This window comes from Pedobacter alluvionis (genome assembly GCF_003664035.1).
Lineage (GTDB): Bacteria > Bacteroidota > Bacteroidia > Sphingobacteriales > Sphingobacteriaceae > Pedobacter > Pedobacter alluvionis.
This window is the reverse complement of the sequence record NZ_RCCK01000014.1, coordinates 162,063-186,388: the sequence shown is the minus strand read 5'-3', so window position 1 is coordinate 186,388 and position 24,326 is coordinate 162,063. Positions and strand designations below refer to the sequence as shown.

Genomic DNA, 24,326 nt, shown 5'->3' with positions numbered 1-24,326 from the left:
CTATTTCAGAATGTTTTATCTCATCACGAACATGAAATGCTGTAATTTTCGAGATTTTTTGTACTATTTTCCGATAAAACAAATTATTAGTTTGATCTGAAAATGAATCTCCATCTTGTACATGCTCAGTTTGTTAGCAAAGTATGTTTTTTGAAAAAAAGTATGCTGTTCCTGCTTTTTTTGTTTTTATGTACGGCAGGTTTTGGTCAGATGAGTGCCCCGCAGAAAAAACTGGATAGCCTTTTAAGTTTAAATCAAAAGAATCTAAAAACAGATTCCACTAAAATCAAAATATTGACGGAAGTTTACCGCCAATACATGAGGATGAAAAGTGTAGATAAAGCGGAAGAGTATGTTGATAAAACCATTCAGCTTTCACATGAGAGAAATCTAAAAAAATTCTCTGCAATGGCTTATTACCGTAGAGGTACAATGTATCACGGTAGGTCTAATTATCAAAAGGCAGAAGAGAATTATCACAATGCAGTCGCCGAATTTTCCTCAGTAGGTAACTTAGATATGGTTGCCGGAACTTACCTCAATTTAGGGGCTTTATATGGCAGCATTCCTGATTATGCAAAATCGTTAGAAGTTAACCAAAAGGCCATAGCGATCTTCGAAAAAATGGGCAACGAAGGCGACATGGCAAGTTGTTATACCAATATTTCTACTATTTACCAAAGTTTGGGTAATCAGAGTCAGGCCTTGGTTTATATGAACATGGCCCTAAAAGTATTTGCTAAAGCGGGTGAAAATACAAGAGGCGTAGCGGTTGTTTATGGTTTGATTGGTACCAATTATTTCGAGGCCTCAGATCGCGAATTAAGGGAGATGAATGTATTGCCTGACCAGAAAATTAAACTGGCTTTAGCGTATTACAATAAATCGTTGCGAGTATCGGAAGGCATTGGAGATATAGGTTTAATAGCCACTGTTAAACGAGAACTTGCTGACTTATACAGTTCAATAGGACAAAAGGACGCAGCGTTAAAGTCATATCAAAAATCAGTTGAGTTAAATAAGTCGGGAGAAGATAAAGAAGCCTATGCCGCAAGTTTATATGCATTGGGGAACTTTTACCAAAAGGAAAATGATTTTGAAAATGCCATCCCATTACTCAATAATAGTTTAAAAATTGCCGAAGAAAACAGATTATTAGATATAGAAAAACAATCTAATTTGGGATTGAGTACGGTATATGAAAAACAAAAGGATTATAACAAATCATTAGCCTACTTTAGGCAGTATATTGCAGTTAGGGATAAGATTTTCGATCAGGAAAAGGAAAAGGAAATTACCAGAAGGCAGATGCAGCTCGATTTTGGGATTAAAGAACGCGATTATTTATTGAAGCAAAAACTTACAGATGGCGAGTTAAAACGACAACAACAAGAACTTGAACTAAAAAGGCAACAATTAGTGTTGAGTGATAAAGAAAAAGCATTAGACCTCCTAACTTTTCAAAAGGCAAAAGCTGATCTCAATATTCAGCGTTTGGCTCAGGATAGTAAATTTGCTAATGCTAAATTTGAGGCAAAGTTAGCCGCCGGGATAAAAGATAAGCAAATTAGTAAACAGGTACAACAGATTAAATTTGATGAACGTTTAAGATTATTCCTCATCATAGCTACCATACTGATTCTCATTATTGCTGTTGTAATATTTTTTAATCAGCGGAAAACAATGAGGCTGAATATAATTATCAATACCCAAAAACGGGAGTTAGAGCAGTTAAGTAAGGTTAAAGACCGTATTTTTAGTGTGGTAAGTCACGATATGCGTACCCCTGTAAATTCATTAATTTCCTTTATGCAGTTGTTAGAAGGGGGGAATATTGAGCAAGAGAAATTAAAAAGGTATGCTGCGGCACTAAAAAACAACCTTACCTATACCTCTACAATGATGGAGAACCTCCTTAATTGGGCGGCCAGCCAGATGCAGGGGTTTAACCCGTATTTAGAATCGTTGGATATTCATGAGCTGATTGATGAAGTTATTCTTTCTTTGCAGGATAATGCCAACGAAAAAAGCCTGGCTATTCAGAATTTTGTGCCAGCCAAAACGTTTTGCAAAGCAGATTCGAATATGTTAACTCTTGTTATTCGAAACATCATCAGTAATGCCATAAAATTTACGCCAAACGGTGGTAAAATTACAACTAGTGTTGCTCATAACGGAAATGTGCTGGAGATTAAAATTTCAGATACAGGGATCGGTTTGACCCCTGTACAGGTCGAGCATTTTAATAAGCCAGGTTATCTAGGCGCCGGTGTGAGTACATCAGGTACCAATAAAGAAAAAGGTACAGGTTTAGGTTTATTGCTCTGCAGAACCTTTATTAGCCTGATGGATGGTAAAATTAGCGCCGATATTAATCCTACAGGTGGAAGTTATTTTAAAATAATCCTGAAAAAATAACTTATTTTAAAAATCTCGACAGAATTTTCTTGTCAATTGATCTTTCTAATAATTCCTGCCTGTTAGCAGCACTTATGGGAACCAGAAAGTTATGATCTAAATGAACCTCATGATTGGTTAAGGTTACGATGTGGTTTATATTAATGATATACTGTTTGTGTACCCTTGAGAAAATTTTCGAAGGTAGTTGTTTTTCCAGATTTTTTAGGCTTACTAAAATAACATGTTTATCGCTACTGGTAAACAGCTTTGAAAAATCACCCATACTTTCAATATAAATTACATCATTATATTTAAGCTTGGTTATGCCTTTAGTCTCTCTAAAAAAGAAATAATCGTCATCATTTTTATCGTCGTTGTTTAAGTTTTCGACAGGAAGTTTATTTAATTGTTTCCTTAACTCAATATACTCGATCGCTTTGTTAGTGGCTTTTAATATGCGTTCGAACGTTGCGGGCTTTACGATAAAATCCAATGCATCCAGATTAAAACTTTCTGCCGCGTACTCACTAAATGAAGTAATAAATATAAATAACGGTTGTTTTTTAATACTCTTTAATAAATCCATACCGGAAAGCTCTGGCATATCAATATCAGAATAAACAATATCCACAGAAACGGTTGATAAAATTTGCGAAGCTTCTATACCATTACTACACACAGCGATAATATTTAATGACGGGATTTTTTTTAGATGCATTTCTATGGCATCTCTTTCAATTTCATTATCATCAACAATTAAACAGCTGTACGTCATTTAGGAATGGGTTATTTTTACTTAATGTTCGTAATTTACGTTAAAAAGCGGATTATAAGACAATCCAGGAATCATTTTGCAGATAAACGTAACATTAACTTTTATTTCTAGTGTTTCTTTTCACCAGTATATAATTTCTCGCCTGCTTTTACAGCCATTTGCAGGTCGTTTTCTTCTGGCGGCACAGGACAACGGTATCCGTCACTATAGGCACAGTAAGGGTTATAGGCTTTGTTAAAATCGATTTCAATGTGGTTATCTATGATTTCTTTTGCATCCAGATCAATGTATCTGCCACCGCCATAAGTTTCTTTATTGTTGGTTTCATCAGTAAAGGGCAGAAAAAGGTGATCTTTATAAATTGGGTTGGTCGATAAAGAAACACTTTTATATAAAGTCATTTGGATTTTTTTGCTATTAAGAACAAAGTTTACATGTGCATATTTATAATAATCGCTGCTGGAGCCATCGAAAGTAGACATTTTGAAAACTTTTTCATTCTTAAGTGTTTCTATATCGGCTAAGATTTTGTAAGCACTATCTGCCTCATAAAAATGAAGGTTTTGCAGATCGTTTTTCTTGAGCGGTGACCGTTCGTCTTTAATGAAATCCTGTTTATAGGTTTCACGATGTTTGGCAATCTGTTCAGCATAACGCTGTGCAAAGCCATTCATACTGATCAATAGCAATAAGAAAGTGATGGTTCTCATTTGCGAAAATTAAATAATACTTACTTTGTTTCTTAAAAACTGATCGGCTAAAACGAGTGCAGCCATCGCCTCAACAATTACTACTGCCCTGGGTACCACACAAGGGTCATGCCGGCCTTTGCCTTTAATCTCCGAAGCTTCGCCAGCTGCATTGATGGTTTGTTGGTTATGCATAATGGTGGCAACAGGCTTAAAAGCTACTTTGAAGGTAATATCCATCCCGTTAGAGATGCCGCCCAAAATGCCACCGGCATAATTGGTAGTTGTTTTAAAAACTTTCGAATCAGCAACTTTTGGCTGAGGGATGTCATTGTGCTGAGATCCTCTTAATTCACTTCCGGCAAAGCCAGAGCCATATTCGAAACCATGAACAGCGTTAATGCTGAGCATAGCTTTCCCTAAATCGGCATGCAATTTATCAAAAACTGGTTCACCTAAACCCGCAGGGCAGCCTTTTATTATGCAGCCTATTTTTCCGCCAACGGTATCGCCGTCTTTTCTAACCGAATCGATAAACTCAATCATTTCGTTTGCCGTTGCCGGATCGGCACAACGCACAATATTTTCTTCTCTAATCTGCAATAACGCTGATAAATCATTGCCTTCCAAATTAGGAGCTTCTATTGTTCCTACTGAAGTTACGTGTGCGAAAATTTCAATGCCCTGGTGCTTTAAAAACAGCTTGGCAATTGCTCCGGCTGCTACACGGGCAGCAGTTTCACGCGCAGAAGAACGGCCTCCGCCACGGTGATCGCGGATACCATATTTCGCATCATAAACATAATCAGCGTGGCTGGGGCGGTAAACATCAACATTGTGGCCATAATCTTTTGAGCGTTGATCTTCGTTTGGAATAAGCAAGGCAATTGGTGTCCCGGTACTTTTTCCTTCAAATACCCCCGACAAAACCTGAACGGTATCGCTTTCTTTTCTTTGCGTGGTGATTTTGGATTGACCCGGTTTACGTTTGTCAAGTTCTGACTGGATAAAATCCATATCGATATCCAATTGCGCCGGACAGCCATCAATAATTACCCCAATGGCTACGCCATGAGATTCGCCAAAAGTGGTGATGCGAAATAGTTGTCCGAATGAGTTGCCTGCCATTATTTTTGATTGAATTATAGATTGATTAAATTATGGAATGGATTTTCACATCCAATCTCGATACTTGGATCTTAATACTTTGTACTTACTTTATGCTAACATCAAATCCCGCTTTTTTCAAATCTTCCCAATAATAAGGATAAGATTTTTCTACTACCTGCATTTCTTCAATTTCAACTTCGTTAATCAATAGTGCAAGAGGAGCAAAAGCCATTGCCATACGGTGGTCCTCGTAGGTTGCAAAAGTAACTTTATCAGGAAAATGAAGGTTATCTGTATTTAAAGTATAAACCAGATTATCTTCTGTAAAAGTAACACCTATTTTAGCCAATTCGTTCTGAAGGGCTGCAATACGGTCTGTTTCTTTGATTTTTAAGGTTTCTAAGCCCGTAAAAGACATATTTTTACCCAGAGCTGCAGCAATAACTACAATAGTTTGTGCTAAATCCGGGCAGGTTTTTAAATCTAAAACTTCTTTAGTATCTAAAGAATGGCCTAAGTTGCTAATGGCAATTCCCTTATCGGTTTTGCTGGTAGCGATGCCAAAAATCTTCATGATATTTTTGATCTGGCTATCACCCTGTAAACTTTTCTCTTTTAAAGCGGGTAAGCTAATTTCTGCTTCATCTGCTAAAGCTGCAATGCTATACCAATACGATGCCGCGCTCCAGTCTGGCTCAACAACCAAAGTACCAGGTTTAAAAGCCTGTGGTTTAATGGTAATTGAATTTTCGTTCCAGCTATGTTCAATGCCAACTTCAGCCAACATATCTAAAGTCATATCTACATACGGTTTAGAGGTCAATTCGCCTTCAATTTCTAACGTTAAACCCTGAGGCAGGATAGGGGCAATCATCAGCAAAGCCGAAATATACTGACTGCTGATATCGCCTTTTATTTTAACTTCAGCAGTTTTTTGATTTAAAGGACCTGTAATATTTAATGGAGGAAAACCATCTGCTTCTGCATACGAAATATCAGCACCGATTGTTCTCAATGCCTCAGCCAAAATCCCGATCGGACGTTGCTTCATTCTTTCGGTTCCTGTTAATAGGAAATTCCCGTTTTTAGCAGAAAGATAAGCTGATAAAAAGCGCATCGCAGTTCCCGCAGGACCAACATCTACCGTTTTTGATTCCTCAATTTCAACTTCTAATTCTTCTTCCAGATTATTCAGAATTCCATTTAACGTTACAGTATCGGCAGCATTGGAAAGGTTTTTAACTTTAACCAGTTTCTTGCTTAAAGCGCTAATAATCAAAGCTCTGTTGCATTCGCTTTTAGAGCCTGTTAATTGGATTTCCGTATTGATATTCTTGGTTAATTTAAAAGAAACTAAGGCGTTTTTCGACATTTTATTCTGTTTTTATTCTTAAATGTAAGTGTCAGATGGAAACACCTGACACCACATTATATTTGTTTTATATCACATTGAGTTATCGAAAGTATTATAAGCCCTTCGACAGGCTCAGGATGACACCACTGTTAAACTTAGCTTTAAGCTTTAGTCTTTCAGCTTTTACCTCAACTACGCTTTAACCTCAGTATGTTGCTCAGCCGCAATGCCTTTTTCAGCTTTACCAGCATTCATAATTTCAGTTTGTTTACGGATCGATTCACCGTGCATCAATTCTAAGAATTTCTCCGTAAAGTTCAGGTCTAATTTTAAAGCTTTTGCAAAAGCGTGACCCTTTTTAATGATGGCATCCCAACGGTTAACCTGTAAAATAGTTACCTGGTTATCACGTTTAAACTCGCCGATTTTCTCAACGATGGCCATACGTTCGCCTAATTTCTGTAATAAAATATCATCAATTTTATCGATTGATTTACGTAAGTCGGCTAATTTATCAGCGAAAGCTTCGTTTGGTGCTTCTGGTTCACGTACCGTTAAACGGTCTACCAATTCAGCTAAAGCAGCTGGAGTAACTTGTTGTTTAGCATCTGTCCAGGCAACTGAAGGATCTACGTGAGATTCGATCATTAAACCTTGCATATCTAAATCCAAAGCTTTTTGAGAGATGTAAGGGATTAACTCACGGTTACCGCAAATGTGACTTGGGTCGTTGATGATCGGTAATTCAGGACAAAGTGTTTTTAACTGAATAGCAAGTTCCCACATTGGTTCGTTACGGAAAGAACTTTTCTCGAATGAAGAGAAACCGCGGTGAATAGCACCGATTTTAGTAATTCCTGCGCCATTGATACGCTCAATTGCACCGATCCATAACTGTAAATCTGGGTTAACCGGGTTTTTAATCAATACCGGAACATCATGTCCTTTTAAAGCATCAGCAATTTCCTGAACTGTGAACGGGTTTACTGTAGAACGTGCACCAATCCAAAGAATATCTACACCAGCTGCTAACGCTTCTTCAACGTGTTTTGCATTGGCAACCTCTACAGCCGTTGGCAAACCGGTTTCTGCTTTAGCGCGTTTTAACCACTCTAAACCAATACTTCCGATACCTTCGAATTCTCCCGGACGGGTACGTGGTTTCCAGATACCAGCTCTCAATACCGATACTTTTCCGGTAGCAGCCAATAAATGTGCTGTGGTTAATAGTTGTTCTTCAGTTTCTGCACTACAAGGACCAGAAATGATTAATGGTTCGTTGTTTACGTTTAACCAGGTGTTTAAAGGCTGAATGTTTAAATTAAGTTTCATGATGATTGGGTGTTTAAATTCCGTAGTCTTAGGTGGATGTCCGGAATTATATTTTAATTATTTTATATTATTAATTGGATGTTCTGCTATTTATCTTCTGACTCCTGACTATGGACTCCCGACTATTATACTTTATCGTTCTTCTGATACTCTCCTAAGATATTAAAGTTCGATGTATATTTTAATGCTTTTCTAATCGCTTTATCGTATTTTTCGGTGCTTGGCCACTCTAAATCCACGTAAAAGTAATACTCATTTCTTTTACCTAAAACCGGCATAGATTGTATTTTTGTTAAGCTTACATCCTGTTCAGCGAAAATATTTAACACAGTTGCCAATGAGCCTGCTTTATGTCCGACCTGAAAACAGATTGATGCTTTGTTTATTTTCTTTCCTTCGTCTGTCTTGTCTTTTTTAAGAATCAGGAAACGGGTATAATTTTTTTTGTTCGATTCTACACGGCGTTCTAAAATATTTAAGCCATAAAGTTCAGCGGCTAAGCTGTTTGCAATGGCCATGGTATCTGTTAATTGCTCTTCCTGGATCCGTTTTGCGCAGGCAGCAGTATCGTTGCTTTCTACAATTTTAATGTGAGGATAATCGTAAAAGAAATCGATACACTGGCGGATGGCGATAGGGTGTGAGGTAACCACTTTAATATCCTCAAACTTTATGCCCGGTAACGCCATTAGGTGCAATTGGATAGCTAAGTAAACTTCGCCCACAACTGAAAAGCCGTAATCGCGGATCAAGGTATAGTTTGGTAATAAGCTACCCGCAATAGAGTTTTCGATAGCCATTACCACGAAATCGGCATCGTTTTTCTCTAGCTTGTCGCAGGTTTCTTTAAAAGAATTACACTCAACAGTTTCAATGTCCTTACCAAAAAATTTGTACGCGGCTTCTTCGTGGAAAGATGCTTTAATACCCTGAATTGCTACTCGTTTTGTCGTTTCCATTTTGCGTTAAAACAAAAAAGTCCCGGCTGTTTGCCGGGACTTTTTTATACATTTTAATATTGTTATATATCTTTTTGCATATTAGCCCCGGCTCTCACTAAAATAGTAAAAGTAACCAAAGTAATATGTGTTTGTAATTTGCATTTCTTTTTTTGTTGAGCCAAATGTAATAACAAAATTTAATTTGTCAATAGGAAAACGAAAATATTTTTAATAAAATTTAATTTTGTTAAAAATGATCTGTATTCTGGATTAGTCTTTTTATTTTTTGAAACAACTTAAAAACGGATTTTTATATGGTTAGTGTATTATTAACCACAGATAAGAGGATAAACACAGATAAGTTGTCATGCTGGGGGTACGAAGCATCTACCATTGAAAGACTCAATAGAATCGTCGTCATCTCGACCGGAGCAACGCGAAGTGGAGAGATCTATCTAGACAGATTTTGATTCGCAGAGCCTTTGGGTTCTCGACTGCTTTACACGCGATAGCTATCGAATACGCTCGAAATGACAGTAACTCGAGGGAATTTTACTCGTATATCAATACTGTCTTTATATTGATTTTTATGAATTAATTAGTCCCCAAAATCACAAGATTTTTAGCGTACGAAACCATCATCTGTGTTTATCTGTGCGCATCTGCGGTTAAAAAGCAATAAAATCGTTAACAAAAAAGGTCTGTGGAGACACAGACCTTTAAATTATTTCTATCCTGTAGAACTTAATTCCCCTCTATCGTTAAGTCCCTTTACTTTTTGCAGTTGCAGTTCATCATACTTTTTCTGTTCTTCCTCACGTAATTCCTGCTGCATAATTTTAGCGATTTTAGTGCTTCCATCATGGCTCCATCCCGGTGGATTGAAAATGTATTTCAATTTATCCATAAAGTTTGGTGCCTTTTTAACGTCTGCAGTTAAAGCGATAAACTCATGGAAAATAATATTTACTGGCCCCGTATCAGTAGGTTGTGAAGTTAGACCGTATTTCACTACATCTTCAGGCAATTCTTCCTGGAAAGTGCCAAACCACCTGTCCCAAAGAATCAATACCATACCCATGTTTTTATCCAGGTAACGCACATTGCTGGCATGGTGGACCCTATGATGGGATGGGGTTACGAAAATATACTCATACCATTTAGGGAATTTGATGTTGTATTGGGTGTGAACGAGATTGCCGTAAATTTGGGTAACCAGGTATGCAAAAAGAATATCAACCGCCGTAAAGCCCATAAATGCCAGCGGAAGATAAAAGAAAACCCGGTACAAAGGCTCAAAAACAGTTGAACGGAAGCCTGTGGTTAAGTTAAAGTGTTCAGATGAATGATGGGTAACATGCATTGCCCAGAAAAAGCGTACATAATGCCCAACGGTATGCAAAAACCAATACAGAAAATCCTGAGCTAAAATCAAAACAAGCCAATACAGCCAAATATTTGAGATCTGGAATAAACGGAACTGGTAACAATAGGCCAATAAGAAAAAAGTAAATGTTTTAGTGCCTAAATTAATCACAACGGCTGCCGTCATCAGGTAGATGTTCGTCCAGGTATCGCGTTTGGTATATAATTTTCTGTCGTGCTGGTAGCTGAAATACATTTCAACGAAGGTTAAAACGATTACAAAGCCAAATAGCCCGATAACAGAAATATCACTTCCGGTGTACTTCATTTTACAAACTGTTATAGTAATCTAAACTGCTTAAAATATCGGCTGTACTTACACGGCAGTTAAACGTGCATTTACCTGTTGTTTCTAAAAGTGAAAAGAGAATATTTCCATCTTCATTCTTTTTATCACTTTGCATTAGTTCCAAAAGCGTATCAAAACTTTCTTTTTTAATATGGTACTTAGGATACAGAGACAGGATATAGCCACTAATATCCTTTAGTTCGTCTTTGCTTAGCGTACTGTTTTTGATTGATAAGGCTGCCTCGCACACAAAACCAATTGCAATGGCCTCACCGTGTGTTAATGGATTTTCGTCATTTGCCAGTGAGTAGCCTTCTACAGCGTGACCAATGGTATGGCCGAAGTTTAAAATCTTCCGTAGGTTTTTTTCATGCGGATCGATGGTAACCACTTCGTTTTTAATTTCAACTGATCGGTAAATGTCTTCTGCAGCAGGCGTTAAGTAGCTACTTGCCTTTAATTTTTCGTAGTAAGGCTTATCATAAATTAAACCATGTTTAATCATTTCAGCAAAGCCTGATAAAAGCTCACGCTCCGGCAATGTTTTTAAGAATGCAGTTTCGATAAAAACCATTTGTGGTAAGGTAAAGGTACCTACCATGTTTTTTACATTGTCAATATCTATTCCTGTTTTGCCGCCTACCGAAGCATCAACCTGTGATAGAAGGGTAGTAGGTACATTGATAAAATCAATACCTCTTTTATAGGTAGAGGCAATAAAGCCACCCATATCGGTAATTACACCACCGCCAAGATTGATCATTAAACTTTTGCGGTCGGCTTCAAAATCCAGTAAGGTTTTCCAGATGCCGATACAGAAATCGATATTTTTATTTTCTTCGCCTGCCGAAGTTTCAATCAGGTCAAATTCAGAAAAATCATCTAAAAGCGACTGGAAAAGCGGTAAACAGATTTCGCTGGTATGCTCATCAGCAAGTACAAAAACTTTGCTGTACTTGTTGCTTTCTAAAAGTGTTTTTAAGGCGTCTAAATTGCTTTCGAAATAAAGCGAATGGCCTGCGCTCGTTAAGGTTTCCATTAAATTACTTCGATTTTATCTTGTTCAAAAGTGATGATGTCGCCAACCCTGACTTTATAGCGTTTGCGGAATTCTACTTCACCGTTGCATTTTACCAAACCGTCCATCACAGCAGCCTGTGCATCACCACCGGTTCCAACCAAGCCTGTTGCTTTTAGCAGTTGGATTAATGGAATAAATTCGCCTTCTAATTTGAATTGTATCATTTTATGCAAAAATACGATTATTTAGAGGTTTTTAGTTTTAACAACCAATGCTTTTTATAATTTTGCACCAATCTGACTTATTATATAGTAAAAATGGATTTATCCACCAAAAAACAACCCAATTTCGACAATACGGAAATCGCTTTCCGTCAAAAATCTAACCATGAGCTTAAAAAAGCATACTGGCTTTTTAAAATGATTGGGAGTAATTTCCTCACCAAAGTTGGTCCGGCCATTACAAACTTCTTTTTAAATATCGGTTTGCCGATTCAGGGGGCGATCAAAGCAACCATTTTTCAGCAGTTTTGCGGTGGTGAAACCATTGCAGAATGTAATAAAGCTATTGAGCAATTGGATAAAGGCGGGGTAGGTACCATTTTAGATTATTCGGTAGAAGGAGAAGAAGAAGAACAGGTTTTTGACGAAACCTGTGCCGAAATTATCCGTACGATTGTACGTGCCGATGGCGATACCAAAATTCCGATTACAGTTTTCAAAATAACCGGTATCGGCCGTTTTGCACTCTTGCAGAAACTGGATGCCAAAGAAGTTTTAACTGCAGCAGAACAGGCAGAATACGAAAAAGTAAAACTGCGTTGTGAAATGATCTGTAAAACGGCTTTCGATAAAGCTGTGCCCATAATGATTGATGCTGAAGAAACCTGGATTCAGAATACCATTGATGAGCTGGCGCTGGATATGATGCGTAAATTTAACCGGGAACGGATTATTGTGTACAATACTTACCAAATGTATCGTCATGATAAATTAGCGGATATGAAAGCTGACCATTTAATAGCCAAAGCAGATGGTTTTATTTTAGGCGTGAAAATGGTACGTGGTGCTTACATGGAAAAGGAGCGTAAACGCGCTTTGGAAATGGGATATCCTTCGCCAATTCAGCCTGATAAAGAAGCATCTGACCGCGATTATAACGAATCTTTACGTTATTGTATTGATCATATTGAGGAAATTGCCATAGTTGCCGGAACGCATAATGAAGATAGCAGCCGCTTACTGACTTATCTTTTAGAGGAAAAAAATATAACGCACAATCATCCTCATGTATATTTTGCCCAGTTATTGGGGATGAGTGACAACTTAAGTTTTAATCTTGCCGATTCGAACTATAATGTAGCAAAATATGTTCCTTACGGACCGATTAAAGCAGTAATGCCTTATTTGTTCAGAAGGGCGCAAGAAAATACTTCAGTAGCCGGACAAACAGGCCGTGAACTTGGCTTGATTGAAAGAGAATTAAAAAGAAGGAAACTGTAGTTTAGTTTTTAGTTAACAGTTGGTAGTTTTTAGTTAACAGAGTTGTCATTTCGATCGGAGTGCAACGCAGTCGAGAAATCTATCTCAAGGTAGATCTCTCCATTCCGCGGTGCTTCAGTCGAGATGACGATTTTCTTTTAGTTCAGCATCTTTCATGTCTTATTATTGATTCATTATTTTTTGGAAATGATCTTGCAGTAGTCATTCGGGACATGCAGCCTCGCTTTGCGCTATATCTTTTTGGCTGCCCTTCGACTTCGCTCAGGGTGACAGCCAAAAAGGATGCCGCTTCAATCGAGTTTAGATGGAAAGGTTATTTTTAACTCCTGAAAATTATTTCTTTATTACAAAAGACTGTCTGCCGGATAACAGATCGTAGAATAGGATAAAATCGCTCACTAAACTATAGCCCGGATACTGAAAGGTAGCAGGTTTGTTTTTCTCGAAAAAGAAATGTCCAACCCACGCAAAGCCGTAGCCCAATACAGGAATTGCTAAAAAGAAATGCCAGTTGTGAAAAAGAAAACCTGTGAAAAAAGCCAGGCAAACCAAGCCGGTACCGATAAAATGCAGGATACGCGATGTGGTATTTTTATGCTCTGACAAGTAAAAAGGGTAGAACTCTTTTAGCGACTTAAACTTTTTTTCTGACATATATTAATTTACAAAATTCCGTTTGCTTTTAGAAAAGTACCCAATTGAGCTGGTTTTTCGGTCATTAATAGGGTATTTAATCCCACTTTTTTAGCGCCTTCTATATGTTGTGGACTATCGTCGATAAATAAGGTTTCGGCTGGATCGAGGTTATTTTCTTTTAACACCTGCTCAAAAATATTGGTGTTGGGTTTACGCAGTTTCATGTGTTGCGAGAAATAAGCTTTCTCGAAATAAGCATCGTAATTATTAATCTGGAAAGTTGCTTTCAGGTAATTGATAATCCAATCGTAGTGGATTTCGTTGTTATTGCTTAACAAAAAAGTACGGTATTTTTCTTTTACCTCAAGCAGTAAATCGTGATTTTCTTGTATCGTGCCAATTAACAGGCTATTCCATGCCTCATCAATCTGCTGGTCGGTTAATTCGGGTTTGCCTGCGGCATTTCTAATTCCTGCCCTAAATTCGGCCGGAGAAATGGCACCAGTTTCAAAGTCATCAAACAGTTGGTTATGCGCTTTGTGCGCAAAGAAATTTTCGATATCTGTAATGCCCAGTTTTTGAAAAGAAGCCTGAGCAACTCTGAAATCGATATCAAATATTACGTTTCCGTAATCGAAAATAATGTTTTTAATGTTTTGCATGGCAATCATCAGGATTTCCTGCAAAGATATTATTGCTGAATTAACGAAGGGTATGAAATCAGTAATTTTTACAATAAAAATCCAGAAGTGCGTAATTGCCGAGTGATATTTATAGTTGCGTCATTCCCGCGCAGGCCTATCTTGTGGACACATATTTTTTAAGTTAGTTTAGGCGTTTTGCTAACCAACTTTAATAAAGCACGGATTTTAACCAAGGACGCTGTCAATCCCAAGAGCCAGGGAAATCAAAAAAACAGCTGCAAAACAGTAAAAACGGCACTAACAAACCTGAAACGTAGTGGTTTTGTGTTCATAACCGATGATTTTATTTTAAAAAAAAATTGAACACAAAACGAAGTGTCGCTGTTTTTTTGATGCGTGTGAGATTGTGCAACAGGCTCATTGCTGGATTGACAAAGCGCTTTGGGTACTTTGGCGCTCCAAAGTACCATGCCACCGCGGCATAGAGCGGAAAAAACAACATTTATCTCCAAAGTATATTTTTTTAAGATATTAAAGCTTGCTATTAGAAGGAAAGATGCTGAAATAAATTCAGCATGACGATCGACCTAGGCAAAGAAGCTAAAAAACAAATGTAAATTAACAGAGATGTGTCCACACCATAAGCGCAGGCGGGAATGACGCCAACATCAAAATAATTTTATTTATAGACCTATTTAGGTTCTACCGTAATCGATTGGATAATGGCCCGGCTCTTTTTATCGCCTGTTTTTATCACCTTAAATACGAAATAAATATCATGGGTTTTTCCATCCGAAATCATATTAATAGGCACACTTTTTCTAAAAGTAGATTTCCCGATCATAATACCTTTACTATCGTCCAATCTGATTTCGATTTCACCATCTGATCCGGGATCGAGGTTTAAGAATGAATAACTAAAACCTGAAATACCGGTTAAGTCAACATTTTTAATGGCTATCCAGCCGTTATCCTTAGTCAGAATAAGTTTTTCACCACCATAAATATCTTTTCGCTCAAAGCCCCCAAAATCTTTGATATCGTCCGCATCAATTACATTACTTCTCAGGTTGATCACTTTTGTTGTGGTTAACGGTTTTTTTAATGCTGTACTTCCTGCATCGGTATAAGTTGCCTTTAAAGTTAAAACTGATTTCTTCTTATCAGTAGCAGCTGGCGGAATGATTTTGCCCGTAGTTGGAAGTGAGGCTTTAACCGCTTCTTTATTGCCTAAAGTCATAATCCACTCTGTGATTTTTTTCACTTCAGCTTCTTTCATTGCGGTGTGTGCAGGCATTGGTACTTCTCCCCACACGCCATGGCTACCGCCAATCACTTTTGAAGCCAGGTAATCAACCGCTTTAGGGTCGTTTTTATATTTTGCTGCAATTTTATCAAAAGCTGGGCCGATAGAAACAGCTGATTCTTTATGGCAGGTGCTACAATCAGATTTCAACATGAGTGCTTTACCAATCATGGTTTGTGCTGCCTGCTGGTGCCCTAATTGTGCACCAGCTAAATCGGTTCCTTCTGTATACGTATTTGATATATATATGCGGTTAGTATTTACTTTAGCGCCTTTATCACTTACTAAAACTTTATAATCAACTGGTTTATTAGGAAAATAAAAACTTTTGTTACCTGTTAAATCTATATTTACAACAGGGTGTTCGTTACCTGCAAAAACCGGTATCACCTGACTTTTTGCTGAAGTTTTATTATTATCAATTACGGTAACACTTACCGGATATTCGCCCGCTTTAGCAAAGGTATACTGTAGGGTCGGCGCAGTGGTGGTTTTGGTAACGCCTTTTCCAACATTCCATACGTAGGTTAAAGGATCGCCATCCGGATCTTTAGCGGTAACGGTTGCTGTCATTTTATAAGGCAATAAACCACTTGTTTTTGCAATATTCAGGCTTTCAACTAATGGTGGACGGTTGCCTTTCAGGTAATCAATTCTGGTAATTGCGGCATCAGGGTTTTTGGTAAACCAGCCTTTGCCATACTCAAGAATGTATAATTTTCCATCGGGACCCAATTCCATGTCAATAGGTGCTGCTAAAGAAACATTAGCCATAAATGGCTCCATGCTTACATAATCACCTTGTGCATTCATGGTTACCGCTTTAACCCATCCACGTACCCATTCATAAATAATTAGCTTTCCGTTATAATAGGCTGGGTAAGGTGAATTTGTTGAGGCATAGTACACCGGACCGGCCATTGCTGTTCGGCCACCTGCACCAACCTGTGGAAATTCTTTCGATTCTCCGTAAGGATACCAGATATAAGCAGGTTGTGCTGGGGGCAGTTGCTCCAAACCGGTGTTGTTTGGCGAATTATTGATCGGTTTTGCCGGATCAAATGCATTTCCGTTAGTACCATTGGTATAATCGTAGGCCTTGTATGGGTAGTTATTGCCTATAAACAAAGGCCAGCCAAAATTACCCGCTTTTCGTGCCTGGTTTACTTCATCATAACCTCTTGGACCTCTCAAATCGTCATCGTCCGGCGCATCAGGTCCAACCTCGCCCCAGTATAAAAAGTTGGTTTTCTGATCTACAGAAATGCGGTAAGGGTTTCTATTTCCCATTACATAAATTTCAGGTTTGGTTTTCGGATTGTCTTTATGAAAAAGGTTACCGTCAGGAATACTGTAGGTACCATCTTCATTTACCTTGATTCTAAGTATTTTTCCTCTTAAATCGTTCGTATTACCGGCCGATCTCCTGGAGTCGTATTGTTCAAATCCCTTTCTGTTGTCGAGCGGGGCATAGCCTTTGTTTACATATTGTTGTTTTGGCGCATCAAATGGGGTGGAGTTATCGCCTGTTGATACATATAGCAGGTTATCTGATCCAAAAGCAATAGATCCTCCGGTATGACAGCATATTTCACGCTGAGAATAGAATTCAAGTACAATTTTCTCCGATTCTTTTACAATCTGATCGTTAACCAACTTAAACCTTGATAACCGGTTTACAGATTTATCAAATGGGCTGTAAAAAAGATAAATGTATTTATTTACCGCAAATTTTGGATCTGCAGCCATACCCAATAAACCTTCTTCTGCATTTACATAAGGGGTATTGCTTTTAAAATAAACATCGAGTTTGCCTGCCTCTTTAATTTTTTTAGTCTGATTTTTATAAATCAATACTTCACCTCTACGTTGGGCAACCAAAATATCAAGGTTTGGAAGTACGGTCATTTCGGTAGGTTCTGTAAATTCTCCCTGCGCAAGGGTAACCTTCACAAAGCGGTCCTGGTCTGGTGTGTCTATTTTATGTTTTTGGAAAAAATCGAAAGTTTTGCTTTCGTATATGTGTTTGTTCAGTGTTGTTGCCGATATAAGTACAAATGCAATGGCAGATAACAATAGGGTAAAAGTTGTTTTCATTTATTTTGTTGACTGATTTTTAATAAATATAGGAGATAGTTTTATAGCCTAAGGCATTGTATCAAAATTTATGCGAAAAATAGGAGAATAGATTTGTTATGGATTGATAGCATTATAAAATGAAGCTTGTTGTAATACTTGCTTTGAATTCATCATCTGATAAACATCATTCCTAATAGTGAAGGTCAGGTTCAAAATCGTACAACCATAAGTTGTTTTTTTAATTATTTTTTGTCAGTTTATTGTCATTGTCATTTTAATCTGTAACTTAACAAAATGGGTGATAAAGTAAATTTGATTCTTGGAATAGTTTTCCTTTTAGGTGGTTTTAGTGTTTTCTATGTGATTTTTAGCGGAAAAAAGGGTTAGTTCAATTTTCAAATACTTTTTCAGGTAGAAAATTTCTCTATGGAGGTTTATTTGATATTGAAAAAAACTGGTATTTACTAAAGACCGGATCTATTCCTGGTATTCTTACAATCCTTTATTATTTAGGAAGCTTAGCGTATGGGACTGATAAATTCAGATTTAGATACTGGCAGAATATGGCTGTTGCATGGTTTTTTAAATTCAAACTCTTAATTATCGGCGCTAAATGGATGATAATCGATAAGAAAGTTTCGAATGCTGCCTTTGGTTTTATTTATTTGTATGCGCCCTTTTCTGGTCAGCATAAATCATCAATACTCATGGCCTGATCTATTGATCAGATCTAAAATTTTATTTAATAGCTAAACCTTTTTAGTTTTTTGTATGTTTATTGAGTAAAATCTAAATAAAAATGCAGGGAACAGTAAAATTTTATAATGAATCTAAAGGATTTGGTTTCATCATAACAGAAGACGGAGACGAAGTTTTTGTTCACGTTACAGGTTTAATTGATAAAATAAGTCAGAATAATCGTGTTGAGTTCGAAATGGCGCAAGGGAAAAAGGGTCCTAATGCCGTTAATGTAAAACTGATTCAATAGTTCTATGAGGTTAGGCACAGTAAAGTTTTATAATCAAAAAGAAGGTGTTGGAAGTATTACACCATCAAATGGGGGAAGAGAAGTGAGTGTTTTTGCTCATGGTGTAGTAGATCCCATAAAACCCAATAATATAGTTCAATTTGATATTGAATTTACACCAGATGGCATCGAAGCCACTAAGGTAATTGTGCTATCTGCATAGATAGATACTGTCTAATATTTTTGCATGCGATTGCATATATTGTTTCGCATCATGTTAATTTGAATACGGAATCGAAAGATTGATGCTTTTTTAGATTTGATTCTTAGTCTGTTTTTCAGGAGGCATTTGTCATGATAATAATTTATTTTAGCAGCTTGTAACCAAATTTGATGAATTTGATCTTACAGTTGTTTACCCTTAAATTTTTATGATACAACTAGAGCCAATTAACGGTTTTTTTAAAAAAGAGCGTGCGTTGCAGGCAATATACCCTATGCGTATGTTAATTGTGCGTGAAGGGAATGGCTTTTTATGCATGAATTCCGGAGATTATCCCCTGTTAAAAGGCAGGATTTTTTTTATTCCGGAAGAAGGCCTTGTAAGGCTCGATGGAGAGATTACTTCAGGTTATTGGCTAAGTTTTAGTAGTTTACTATATGCAGAATTTTTACTTCAGCATTTAGATCCTCAGGCTAAGAACCTCTTTTTAAATTTATCCTTCAGGGATCTCGATTCGCACAGATCGACTAAAACTTATAGTTTGCTTGATCAGCTAAAGAGAGAAATCAATGTTAAAAAAGATATACCTTTTTTAGCACAGTACTTGTCTTTATTTCTAGGTTATACAGCTGGTTTAAATGGCTATCTTGCTGCCTTAACCTTAGATGATTTACAGCAGGTATTGAGATTCAGGGCAATTTTAGAACAATTTTTCAGGCAGGAAAGATCGATCCAATTTTATGCGGAAGGTATGGGGATGAGTGCTGGCAAGCTAAATAAATTTTTAGATAAAGTGCTTGGAAAAAGCCTGACGGTGCTTATAAAAGATCGCATTATGCGCGAAGCGGAAGAATTATTGATTCATAGTGAGTACACGATTGATGAAATAGCTGAACTATTGGGTTTCGAACAAACTACTAATTTTAACAAGAGTTTTAAACGTCACAGAGGTATGTCGGTATTGCAATTCAGCCGCCTGGCCTAAATTGAATGAAAAATTGGTGCGTCTGCCAAAGAAATTTCATCTGCTTGATTTATCTCTTCAAGAAAACAGGTATTCCAGACCTCACCACATTAATTGTTTTCGCGCCTAACGCGTAAAGCTTTGCTTACTGCATCTATTTTATCAGCCGCACCAATTTTACGTCAGCTAAATTATAAAATCTTAATCTAAAGAAAGGAAAATATTCCTAAAAATGTTACGTAATTGTATTTTAGCGTTTACAGTATGCGTTAGCCGTATTTTTCATGGCTAAAATAAAATATAATCTGGTAATTTGTAGTTTATTCCCGTTTGGAGCGCTACCCAAATGTCATTAATTTAAGGTTTTTAACCACAGATTCACACAGATTGACGACCCTTCGGGGGAGATATTTGGAATTGCAATAGTCGAAACAAGTAATAGGTAATATTGCAGGTATGTTCTGCACCTTGCATACCCTAAAAATGAAATGCTGCATTGTTTAATAGCCCCGGTTGGAGTGTTACCCTGCAGCAACGAGGTACGAGGCAGCGAAGCGTAAAAGCGAAAGACGGGAAGTAACTGAATGTTTTGTACAGGCATTGCGCTCCGGATCCAGTCAATATTTCTTTATCCTCGGCCTTTTACCTATCGTGTGGACACAATATAACATTCTTCTAACGCTCTATGCCGCGGGGCATGGTACTTTGGAGCGCCAAAGTACCCAAAACGCTTCGTCAATCCGCCAATGAGCCTTTTGCACAATCCCATGCACATCAAAAAAACAACGGCACTTCGTTTTGTGTTCAATATTTTTTTAAATTAAATCATCATTTATGAACACAAAACCACTGCGTTTCAGGTTTGTTAGTGCTAATTGAACTAGACAGCAGCTGTTTTTTTGATTTTTCCGGCTCTTGGGATTGACGGCGTACTTGGTTAAAATCCGTGCTTTATTAAAGTTGGTTAGCAAAATGCCTAAACTATTCTTAAAAAAAGATGTGTCCAAACGATAGGCCTTTGACGGGATAGAAAGTGCAGCTATGTGACAGGTTCTTCGCTACAGCCTGGAATGGTAATTTGCTCATTAATTTTCGAACAAATAACCACTGTAGGCCAGTCCTTTGGCTACACTTTTAAAATTATCACCAGAGTTTAACGGAATATGAGGGAATTTAGTTTTAAACAGGTTTTGCACGGCTGAAACCATTGATGTTCCTCCGGTTAAAAACAGACAGTCAATGTCTTCCGGGTTGATTTTGTATGTTTCCATAAACTGATCCAGGTAAGCATTGATTTTATTGATGTCTTTTCCGATAATCGAATTGTACTGTTCGAGCGAAATGTTTTCGTTAATCTCAATCTCCATATTGCTGTAGGCAAAGGTAGAAACAGGTTGGTCAGAAAGTTCGATTTTTGTTTTCTCGATCGATCTGAACAAAGAATAACCCAGGTTATTTTCGATCAGGGTGATCAGGTTTTTGAATTTCGGATCGTTTCCAGAATAATAATAATATTCCTCAATCTCTTTCTGAATTTTTAAACCGTTAAAAAAGTTCATTTTATCCCAGGTACAGATATTGGCAAAAAGCGATTTCGGCACATTTAAAACCTTGCCTGGCGTGGCCTCGTACATGGTGTTTTTTCCAAAATATGGTGTGCCTTTATCCCACATAAATGCAGAATCAAGACTATCGCCACCAATATAAATACCACCAGAGGCAATCATATCATTTTTACGGTCTTTGCTGCCAACTTTATCCGGATCAAGGATCAGGTAGGTGAAATCTGTTGTACCTCCACCTAAATCGGCTACTAAAACACGTTCTTTTTTCTTAATTGTTTTTTCGTAGGCAAAGGCTGCCCCTATAGGTTCGAATTGAAAACGCACGTCAGTAAAGCCAGCGTTTTCAGCAGCTTTTTTTAACCTGGTTTGCGCCAGGCTATCTTTCATGGTATTGTCATCATCAAAGAAAACCGGCCGCCCGATAATGGCCTTGTGACAGTCTTCACCAACAATCTGATCGGCCTTCGCTTTTAAATCTTTTAAAATTAAAGTTACCAGATCAGAAGCCGTATATCTTTTATTATGGATACGGGTTTCGGTAAAAGTAGTTCTTGAGAGGATTTGTTTGATAGATTTGATGAAGCGACCTTTCATGTTGTCACTTAAATAAGCATCTATTGCTTTGTCGCCAACGATATGGCTTTCGCCATCAACAAGACTTTTTACTTCTGTAAAATAAATCAATGAAGGGATAGAAATGGTGTCTACAATTTCCTTCTTTTCTTCATCATAAATAGAAAGTGCCGAATTGGTTGTTCCAAAATCGATTCCGTATAAAAACTTACTCATGGTTGTTATGCTGTGGTTGGCGGCTAAAATGGGGTTGCGAAAGTATTAAAAAATTGTGTTAAGAACTAAAATTTTTAAAATAATTCACTTGTACCTAAATGGGCGTTTACAATACGCGTAATTTGCTGGCCCAGTTCTTTTGCATTGCCAATGCCTACGCTTTTAAGTGCTGCCAGTTGGTCGGTAGTTCTGGGCATTTTTTCGGCAATAGAAAGTAATGCTAAGTCAGACAGTACCGCATAATCCTGGGTGCCACGTTGCAGTGCGATTGTTTTGCGCCATTCGACCAGGTTTTTATACACCTGAGGATTGGAAATCTCTTTTGGCTTGATGCTCGATTTAACTGGTTTTTTCTCGGGTTGTTTATTGCCAGCGGCGTGCAAGGTATTGATGTAATTTTTGATCGAAAAGGGGTTCCACGAAATTTTAAATAAAGCCAGCTTGATCTGGAGTGCATCTTTACAGTCGTTTAATACCGTAAGTAATTTGTCAGAGTGCGTATCATTATAAAAGTTTATGGCTATAATTTTTGCCGTTAAGGTAATGAGTTGTTCAAGTTTTGGAATAAAATAATCTGAGGCTTTCTGCAAACGTTCCATAAAAGCACTTTCATTTGCAGGATTTTCATTGGTGCTTATTTTCGAGAATTCCTTTGTAATGAAATTTCTGACTACTTTAAAGATCTCGTGTTGAAAGATCTGGTTTCCCTGTTCGTAAATAGCCAAAAAAGCATTCTTCTCGTCTTTATCGATCAGTTTGGAGCGACCGAGTTTCTCCCAATCTTTGGCAATCAGCGAAAAATCCAGAAGCTCATGAATCAATCCCCAGGCATATTGCTGCGTATAACGTGCCAGCAGTTCAGCAGTAGGTTTATCCTGATGAGCAGCTTTAGTGAAACTGATTACTTTTGCATCGGTAATGATATTTTCGGAAACCACAGGCGATTTCAGGATCAGTCCTTCCAGGCTTCTGCAACGGCTTAGTGCTACGTAAGCCTGTCCGTGGGTGAATGCGGTGCTCACATCAACTATTGCCTGGTCGAAGGTTAATCCCTGGCTTTTGTGCACGGTAATGGCCCAGGCCAGTTTAAATGGATATTGCGAGAAGGATCCGGTACTGGTTTCGTCGATTTTATTTTCTTCGTTGCTCAGGCTATATTTAACATTTTGCCAGATTTCTTTTTCTATTTCGATTTCCCTGCCACCGTTGGTGAAAGTTACTTTTATCGAATCCTGACTGATTGCTGTAACTTTTGCCGCTTTTCCGTTGTAGAATTGCTTTTTACCTGAAAAATCATTTTTGATAAAGATGACCTGTGCACCTAGTTTTAGCTGAAGTTTTTCGTCGGTAGGGTAGGCATCTTTAGGGAAATCGCCACTTACATCTGCATTGAATTCGAAAATCTCACCTGGCAATTTTTCTAAACAACCCTGGTTAATTTCATTAACCAATTGGTTATGTGTGGTGAGCGTGATGTAATCATCTTTCCATTCCTGATCTAAAGATGGATCGTAACGCTCATTCAGTTTGGCAAGAAGGCCGGCGTCGAGACTGTTTTCCCGCATTCCATTCAAAATGTCAAGAAATACGGGGTCTGATTGACGGTAAACTTTATCTAAAGTGAACGTAAGCATTGGCGTAGACCTGAAAATCAGGCTATCGAAAAAGTAGGGGCTGGAATAATAACTACCCAGGATATACCAGGCATCGTGAAAAATAGGAGAGAGCTGGTACAGATCGCCGATCATTAACACCTGAACGCCACCAAAAGGACGGTTAGAGCCTTTAACACGTTTTAACGTCCGGTCGACAAAATCAATCAGATCAACCCTAACCATACTAATCTCATCAATGATCAATAAATCAAGGCAACGTAAGAGCCTTGTTTTTTCGTCTGAATATTTAAAATTAGTTTCAGCGTTTTCATCAACAACCGGAACCAGGGGACCGAACGGAATTTGAAAAAAGGAATGGAGCGTTACGCCACCAGCATTTATTGCTGCAACAGCGGTAGGTGCAACAATGGCGAAATTCTTTTTTGTGGTATCCCTAATCTTGCGTAGCAGGGTTGTTTTACCGGTTCCAGCTTTACCTGTTAAAAAAACAGGCTGATTGGTGGTGGCTAAAAAATCGAGAAGAAGTTGGTTGTCCGGGTCGGGCGTATTCATATCAATTACAAAATTAACCTATTCGAAATTGATTTGAGGACAGGTGAGCAGGCGTTTTATCAACATTTTTTAATGAGAAACGCGGGTGTGTAAAATGAAAATTAAAATTAAGCGCTTGAAAATGAGTTTATATTCTTTCTTTTTATG

At 37.7% G+C, this 24,326-nt stretch carries 19 protein-coding genes; 5 read left to right on the top strand and 14 right to left on the bottom strand.

What is annotated here, in order from left to right:
• The first annotated feature begins 162 nt into the window (after positions 1–162).
• Positions 163–2,418 (top strand): tetratricopeptide repeat-containing sensor histidine kinase, encoded by a 2,256-nt coding sequence (locus BCL90_RS20300; RefSeq protein ID WP_166792284.1) that lies wholly within the window; start codon positions 163–165, stop codon positions 2,416–2,418.
• A gap of 1 nt (position 2,419) precedes the next feature.
• Here the strand turns inward: BCL90_RS20300 and BCL90_RS20295 are convergent, their stop codons facing one another.
• The 9 genes from BCL90_RS20295 to BCL90_RS20255 form a co-directional block, all read right to left on the bottom strand.
• Positions 2,420–3,175: a LytR/AlgR family response regulator transcription factor gene (locus tag BCL90_RS20295; RefSeq protein ID WP_121286602.1), complete on the bottom strand. Its 756-nt coding sequence runs from the start codon at positions 3,173–3,175 to the stop codon at positions 2,420–2,422.
• 107 nt (positions 3,176–3,282) lie between these two features.
• Positions 3,283–3,885 carry a DUF1684 domain-containing protein gene (locus tag BCL90_RS20290; RefSeq protein WP_121286599.1) on the bottom strand — a complete coding sequence of 201 codons (603 nt, stop codon included), beginning with the start codon at positions 3,883–3,885 and terminating at the stop codon, positions 3,283–3,285.
• Positions 3,886–3,894: 9 nt separating this feature from the next.
• Positions 3,895–4,992, bottom strand: a complete 1,098-nt coding sequence (gene aroC, locus BCL90_RS20285; protein ID WP_121286596.1) for a chorismate synthase — start codon at positions 4,990–4,992, stop codon at positions 3,895–3,897.
• Positions 4,993–5,077: 85 nt separating this feature from the next.
• Complete coding sequence (gene aroA, locus BCL90_RS20280; protein ID WP_121286594.1) at positions 5,078–6,346, bottom strand: 3-phosphoshikimate 1-carboxyvinyltransferase; 1,269 nt, start codon at positions 6,344–6,346, stop codon at positions 5,078–5,080.
• 174 nt (positions 6,347–6,520) lie between these two features.
• On the bottom strand, positions 6,521–7,660 hold the full coding sequence (locus BCL90_RS20275) for a chorismate mutase (RefSeq protein WP_055907066.1): 1,140 nt from the start codon (positions 7,658–7,660) through the stop codon (positions 6,521–6,523).
• A gap of 125 nt (positions 7,661–7,785) precedes the next feature.
• Positions 7,786–8,619, bottom strand: a complete 834-nt coding sequence (locus BCL90_RS20270; protein WP_121286591.1) for a prephenate dehydratase — start codon at positions 8,617–8,619, stop codon at positions 7,786–7,788.
• A 712-nt stretch (positions 8,620–9,331) separates the two neighbouring features.
• The gene (locus BCL90_RS20265; RefSeq protein WP_121286588.1) at positions 9,332–10,294 is read right to left on the bottom strand and encodes a sterol desaturase family protein; all 963 of its coding nucleotides are present in this window, start codon (positions 10,292–10,294) and stop codon (positions 9,332–9,334) included.
• A 1-nt stretch (position 10,295) separates the two neighbouring features.
• A complete protein-coding gene (gene aroB, locus BCL90_RS20260; RefSeq protein WP_121286585.1) occupies positions 10,296–11,354 on the bottom strand; it encodes a 3-dehydroquinate synthase in 1,059 nt (352 codons plus the stop codon).
• Positions 11,354–11,560, bottom strand: coding sequence for an RNA-binding S4 domain-containing protein (locus BCL90_RS20255; protein WP_025142770.1), 207 nt, complete (start codon positions 11,558–11,560; stop codon positions 11,354–11,356). Before BCL90_RS20255 ends, aroB begins: the two co-directional genes overlap by 1 nt.
• 93 nt (positions 11,561–11,653) lie before the next feature.
• Here BCL90_RS20255 and BCL90_RS20250 point away from each other — a divergent pair, with 93 nt between their 5' ends.
• Entirely contained in the window at positions 11,654–12,838 is a 1,185-nt protein-coding gene (locus tag BCL90_RS20250) for a proline dehydrogenase family protein (RefSeq protein WP_121286582.1), read from the top strand.
• Positions 12,839–13,171: 333 nt separating this feature from the next.
• Here BCL90_RS20250 and BCL90_RS20245 read toward each other — a convergent pair whose 3' ends face one another.
• From BCL90_RS20245 to BCL90_RS20235, 3 genes are all read right to left on the bottom strand, one after another.
• Complete coding sequence (locus tag BCL90_RS20245; protein ID WP_121286580.1) at positions 13,172–13,492, bottom strand: DUF962 domain-containing protein; 321 nt, start codon at positions 13,490–13,492, stop codon at positions 13,172–13,174.
• Positions 13,493–13,500: 8 nt separating this feature from the next.
• Positions 13,501–14,136 (bottom strand): HAD family hydrolase, encoded by a 636-nt coding sequence (locus BCL90_RS20240; RefSeq protein WP_121287295.1) that lies wholly within the window; start codon positions 14,134–14,136, stop codon positions 13,501–13,503.
• Between the two features lie 673 nt (positions 14,137–14,809).
• On the bottom strand, positions 14,810–17,521 hold the full coding sequence (locus BCL90_RS20235) for a PQQ-dependent sugar dehydrogenase (protein WP_121286577.1): 2,712 nt from the start codon (positions 17,519–17,521) through the stop codon (positions 14,810–14,812).
• A 781-nt stretch (positions 17,522–18,302) separates the two neighbouring features.
• On the opposite strand from BCL90_RS20235, the gene BCL90_RS20230 reads away from it, so the two are divergent.
• The 3 genes from BCL90_RS20230 (at position 18,303) to BCL90_RS20220 (ending at position 19,678) form a co-directional block, all read left to right on the top strand.
• The gene (locus BCL90_RS20230; RefSeq protein ID WP_121286574.1) at positions 18,303–18,491 is read left to right on the top strand and encodes a cold-shock protein; all 189 of its coding nucleotides are present in this window, start codon (positions 18,303–18,305) and stop codon (positions 18,489–18,491) included.
• Positions 18,492–18,495: 4 nt separating this feature from the next.
• The gene (locus BCL90_RS20225) at positions 18,496–18,693 is read left to right on the top strand and encodes a cold-shock protein (RefSeq protein ID WP_121286571.1); all 198 of its coding nucleotides are present in this window, start codon (positions 18,496–18,498) and stop codon (positions 18,691–18,693) included.
• A gap of 208 nt (positions 18,694–18,901) precedes the next feature.
• Positions 18,902–19,678, top strand: coding sequence for a helix-turn-helix domain-containing protein (locus BCL90_RS20220; protein ID WP_121286568.1), 777 nt, complete (start codon positions 18,902–18,904; stop codon positions 19,676–19,678).
• A gap of 1,064 nt (positions 19,679–20,742) precedes the next feature.
• Here BCL90_RS20220 and BCL90_RS20215 read toward each other — a convergent pair.
• Entirely contained in the window at positions 20,743–22,011 is a 1,269-nt protein-coding gene (locus BCL90_RS20215) for an Hsp70 family protein (protein WP_121286565.1), read from the bottom strand.
• Between the two features lie 74 nt (positions 22,012–22,085).
• Entirely contained in the window at positions 22,086–24,179 is a 2,094-nt protein-coding gene (locus BCL90_RS20210) for an HRDC domain-containing protein (protein ID WP_121286562.1), read from the bottom strand.
• Between the last annotated feature and the right edge of the window lie 147 nt (positions 24,180–24,326).